This window comes from Pseudorhodobacter sp. (assembly GCF_030452865.1).
GTDB lineage: Bacteria > Pseudomonadota > Alphaproteobacteria > Rhodobacterales > Rhodobacteraceae > Pseudorhodobacter.
The window spans coordinates 1-5,012 of sequence record NZ_JAKDLJ010000273.1; the positions used below are offsets into that span (position 1 = coordinate 1).

5 protein-coding genes are annotated in these 5,012 nt (G+C 53.2%); all 5 read left to right on the forward strand.

The features are described 5' to 3' along the window. Positions 1–1,338, forward strand: a 1,338-nt coding sequence (locus L0H65_RS14300) for an ABC transporter substrate-binding protein (protein ID WP_301459722.1), incomplete at its 5' end; no start/stop codon positions are given. Then, a complete protein-coding gene (locus L0H65_RS14305) occupies positions 1,307–1,543 on the forward strand; it encodes a hypothetical protein (RefSeq protein ID WP_301459723.1) in 237 nt (78 codons plus the stop codon). The genes L0H65_RS14300 and L0H65_RS14305, both read left to right, overlap by 32 nt. A gap of 68 nt (positions 1,544–1,611) precedes the next feature. Further along, the gene (locus L0H65_RS14310; protein ID WP_301459724.1) at positions 1,612–2,463 is read left to right on the forward strand and encodes an alpha/beta hydrolase; all 852 of its coding nucleotides are present in this window, start codon (positions 1,612–1,614) and stop codon (positions 2,461–2,463) included. Further along, complete coding sequence (gene ggt / locus L0H65_RS14315; RefSeq protein ID WP_301459725.1) at positions 2,460–4,082, forward strand: gamma-glutamyltransferase; 1,623 nt, start codon at positions 2,460–2,462, stop codon at positions 4,080–4,082. The genes L0H65_RS14310 and ggt overlap by 4 nt, the downstream gene beginning before the upstream one ends. A 22-nt stretch (positions 4,083–4,104) precedes the next feature. Beyond that, the coding region (locus L0H65_RS14320) for an ABC transporter permease (protein ID WP_301459726.1) at positions 4,105–5,012 on the forward strand (908 nt) is incomplete at its 3' end.

Below are 5,012 nucleotides of genomic sequence, written 5' to 3' on the forward strand. Positions count from 1 at the left end.
GCGCTTGGAATGAGCTCGGCACTTCCGATGGCCGCCTTCGCGCAAGAGGCGAAGTTCAAGTTGGGAATGTCAACGACACCAACGACGCTTGACCCGCATGAAGATAGCAGTAGCCCAAATAATGCGATGAGCCGGCATATTTTTGACAGCCTCATCAATCGCGGTGGTGCTGCTGAAAACAAGCCACAGCTTGCGACCGAGTGGAAGGTCATTGACGATACTCATTGGCAGTTCACACTGCGTGAAGGCGTGAAATTCCATGATGGCAGTGCCTTTGACTCGTCCGATGTCGTTGCCTCTTTGCTGCGCGCGCGTGACAAGCCAAGTCAAGGTTTTGCTAGCTATACCCGCAACATTGCGAATGTGACCGCGCCGGATGCAATGACTGTGATCGTTGAAACGACTTCGCCGGATCCGATGATCCTCAACTCACTTAGTCGGATCCGCATTATCAGCGCCGATCATGCCACTGATGATGTGCAAGCTTTCGATAGTGGTGCAGCAGCGATCGGAACAGGACCGTTCAAATTTTCCAGCTTTGCCGCCGGTGATCGGCTGGAACTGGTGCGCAACGACGATTACTTCGACGGCCCCGCCGCATGGTCTGACGTCACATTGCGGTTCGTCCCCGACAACGGTGCGCGGCTTGCGTCGCTTCTCTCAGGCGATTTGGATCTGATTGAGGCCCTTCCTGCCGAAGGGGTAGAGCGGGTTGAGGCGAGCGACACACTGAAGGTCATTCGCGGACAATCTACTCGCATTGTCTATTTGGGGATCGATGTGTCACGCGACGACAGCCCCTTTGTGAAGGCCAAAGACGGGTCTCCACTTGGCAGCAATCCGTTCAAGGATGAGCGTGTGCGCAAAGCAATGCTAATGGCAATGAATCGTGATGCGATTGTTGATCGGGTGATGCAGAAGAACGGGACTGTGGCTGATCAATTCGTTGCGGAAGGCTACTTTGGGCATTCAGATAAGGTTGAAAAGATCAAATATGACCCAGAAGCTGCCAAGGCACTTTTGGCAGATGCAGGCTATCCCGATGGATTCGCGCTGACGCTGCATGGTCCATCCGGCCGCTATGTGAACGACAGCGAAGTGTTGCAAGCCGCAGGTCAGATGCTGACGCGGATCGGTATTGATGCAAGCGTCGAAGTGCTGCCCTGGTCGATGTATTCGGACAAGTATTCTGAAGGTGAATACAGTATGTTTCTGGGATCATGGGGCGTAAACACCGGTGAAGCGTCGAACCCGGCCTTAGCATTGGTACAAACCAAGGATGCTGATAAAGGCACCGGACGTTACAATGGTGGTGGCATCAGTGAATCCAGAGATTGATGCGCTGCTAGATAAGGCCACCTCCACATTGGATGAAGACGCTCGCCGCCCACTGCTGGAAGAGGTGTCTGAAAAGACCTTCAATCGGATGTGGTTGCTACCTATGCATTACGAAAACGTCGTTCTGGGAGCTAAGAAAAGCGTCGATTATACGCCGCGCGGCGATAAATACACGTTGGTCTATGACGTCAGGCCCGCGAAATAGTCTTGTCGCGGGGCGCAAGTCAAAATGCGCCCCGGACCCTCGGATGCCGCCCCCTGTAGGAGATGATGATGCAAGAACTCGGCTCCAGCGCCGCCGCTGAACGCGCGCAGGCAATCTATGACTATGGTCAAACGGCAATTTTCGCATCGAAGGCCGATCCGCGTCTGCAAATGTTGCTTTACGTCCCGCCAACTGCCGCAGATGGGCGTAAGCTTGAACTTCTAGTCGCTGTACATGGCACGGGGCGGACCTCTGCGATTGATTTTCGCGATGGATTTGCCGAGTTCGGCCTTTACCACGACTGCGCCATTCTTTGTCCAATCTTTGCGGTTGGTGTGATGGGAGATGGTGCACGCTCGGGGTACAAATATATGGAAGAGGGCGATATCCGCTATGATCTGGCTGTGCTGGCTATGGTCGAGGAAGTTGCCGCGAAGTATCAACAGGATTGGTCAAAATTTGCGATTTTTGGCTTTTCCGGCGGTGGGCATTTCGCGCATCGCTTCGCAATCTTGCATCCCGAAAAGCTTTGGGCAGCCAGTGTAGGCGCGCCGGGATCAGTCACATTGCTGGACCCTGATCGCGATTGGTGGATTGGTGTGCGCGACCTTAAGCCGCGTTTTGGCATTGATCTCGACCCGGTGGCGCTGGCAAAAGTGCCAGTTCATATGGTGGTGGGAGACGCGGATCTTGAAACATGGGAAATCACCCACAAGCCTGGAAGTCGCTATTGGATGGAAGGCGCTAATGATGCTGGAGCCACCCGTCCCGACCGATTGAAAAGCCTTGCTGAGTCATTTCGCGCGGCGGGCGTAAATGTCACCCTCGATATGGTAGGAGGCGTCTCGCATGATCGCATCAAGGTGCTAGGCCATGTCAAAGCGTTTCTCGCACGCATCTTGAAGGAATCACGCAAATGAAAAACGCGACTATTTCTGCACCGCAGCCTGAAGCAGTAGAAGCGGGTGCCGCTGTGCTACAGCGCGGCGGCAACGCGATGGATGCCGCCCTCGCCTGCGCGTTTGTTCAAGGTGTCGTTGATCCACAGATGAGTGGTATCGGCGGCTTTGGTTCGCTCCATGTCTACATGCCGCAAAAAGGCGTGCATGAGGTGTTGGAATTCTATGCCCGAGCTCCGCTTTCCGCGACGCCTGGCATGTGGTCTGATAAAGTGTTGGGAGAAAGCCGCGACGGTTTTGGCTATATCCTCGAAAATAATATCTCGGATATTGGTTACCAATCCATTTGCACTCCGGGATCCTTGAAGGGTTATGAGACTGCGTTGCGTGATTATGGCACGTTTGACTGGGCAGACCTGATCGCGCCCGCAATTCAATATGCCCGCGAAGGCTTCATGGTGCGCGACCATATGCATTGGTATTGGGCAAAAGATCAATCGAATGATGGATTTGCGAACACGCTTGATAAGCTGCGTTATTCCGCGACAGGTCGCCGTGTTTATTTCCATGATGATGGGCGATTGCGTGATGTTGGTGACATTCTGCGCAATCCGGATATGGGCAATACACTGGAACGGATCGCGCGCTCTGGTGGGTCTGACATTTTCTACCACGGTGAACTTGCTGAGGAGATTGCAGACGATTTTGCAGCGAATGGTGGATTGATTGGGCGTGAAGATCTCGCTCAATATGAATTGTCGCGGGCCAAGCCGCTTTGGGGTGAATATCGCGGCCACAAGATTGCAAGCTCTCCTGCGCCCGGATCCGGCTTTTCGCTGATCGGGCTGCTGCAAATGCTCGAACATTTTGATCTCGGCAAGATGGACCATTCCAGTACCGATCATGTTCGTCTGCTGTTTGAGGCGATGAAGCGGATGACCATTGATAAGGATTCGAACATGGGTGATCCGCAATATGTTGAGGTTCCGGTGGATCATCTGGTGTCGAAGGAACATGCGACTGAACATGCCACCTCAATCCGGGCAGGTGAACGTGCTGACGTAAAGCGATTTGATGTGTCGCAGCGCGATACAACCCACATCTCGGTTGTAGATAGCATGGGTAATGCCGTCGCGATGACGCATACACTTGGCAGCCCGTCAGGCGCAATCACTGATGGGCTCGGCTTTATGTACAATGGCACTATGAGCCGTTTTAATCCCTTCCCCGGCCACCCCGGTTCTATTGCGCCGGGCAAGCGTCGACCCAGTTCCGCCGCGCCAACCATCGTATTCAAAGGTGACAAACCAGTTATCGTAATCGGTGCGCCAGGTGGCAGCTATATTGCACCCGCCGTCGCCCAAGGCATTATGAACATGATTGATTTTGAAATGCCGGTGTTAGAGGCGGTCGCGGCCCCCAGAATAGTTGGTGTTTCCAATAAGATCGACATTTGTAACAGGATCCGCAGGTCGGTAGAAGCGGAGCTGAAAGAAGAAGGATATGGCGTTGTGCGCACGCCGCAGACCTTTGCTTTTGCTGCTTTGCACGCGATCAGCATCGACGCCAGCGGTGTTTCCCGCGGCGCCGCCGATCCAGGGCGAGACGGTCTGTCGCTTTCGGTTAAGGTGGCAAACTGACCCGTCAAGACAGGGAAACAACATGATTACATCACTGATCCGGCGCCTCATTCAGGCTATATTTGTCATTCTGGCAATGACGATAATTGTGTTCGTTGGTGTTAGCGTAATTGGCAACCCGGTAGACATTCTAATCAACCCAGACGCCAATCAGGCCGAACGTTTGCGCGTCATCGCCCATTACGGTTTGGACCAACCTTTGTGGAAGCAATATTTGATTTTCCTACGCGGGCTTTTGCAAGGTGACTTTGGCGATAGTTTTGTTTTTGGTCGACCAGCCCTAGGGCTGATTCTGGAGCGTATGCCGGCTACGCTGGAATTGGCCATCAGTGCTTTGGTTATTGCGCTGATTGTCGGGCTGCCGCTTGGTCTTTATGCGGGGCTATATCCTGAGCGGTTGTCTTCCAAGGTTATTATGGGTGGTTCTATCCTAGGCTTCTCATTGCCGACGTTCTGGGTCGGGCTTATGTTCATCCTTATCTTTGCAGTGGAATTGGGATGGTTACCTTCCAATGGCCGAGGTGAAACGGCAGAACTATTTGGCGTGCGCTGGTCGTTTTTGACGGCAGATGGGTTGCGCCATCTCTTTCTACCCGCGCTCAATCTGGCTTTGTTCAAGACATCAATGGTGCTGCGTCTGACACGAGCGGGTGTCCAAGAAGTTTTGCCTCAAGACTATGTGAAGTTTGCGCGCGCCAAGGGGTTGCGTGAAAGCCGTGTCATCATGGTTCATGTGCTAAAAAATCTAATGATACCCGTAGTTACGATCATCGGGCTAGAGTTCGGCAGTCTGATTGCGTTTTCAGTTGTAACCGAAAGTATTTTTGCTTGGCCGGGAATGGGCAAGTTGATCATTGATAGTATCAACTTGCTCGATCGGCCGGTGATTGTTGCCTATCTGATGATGATGGTGCTCCTGTTTGTTGCACT

Bases quoted from the DNA above. Each gene is read 5' to 3' on its own strand.
- L0H65_RS14305 (WP_301459723.1), top strand. From the start codon at position 1,307: ATGGTGGTGGCATCAGTGAATCCAGAGATTGATGCGCTGCTAGATAAG.
- L0H65_RS14310 (WP_301459724.1), top strand. From the start codon at position 1,612: ATGCAAGAACTCGGCTCCAGCGCCGCCGCTGAACGCGCGCAGGCAATC.
- ggt (WP_301459725.1), top strand. From the start codon at position 2,460: ATGAAAAACGCGACTATTTCTGCACCGCAGCCTGAAGCAGTAGAAGCG.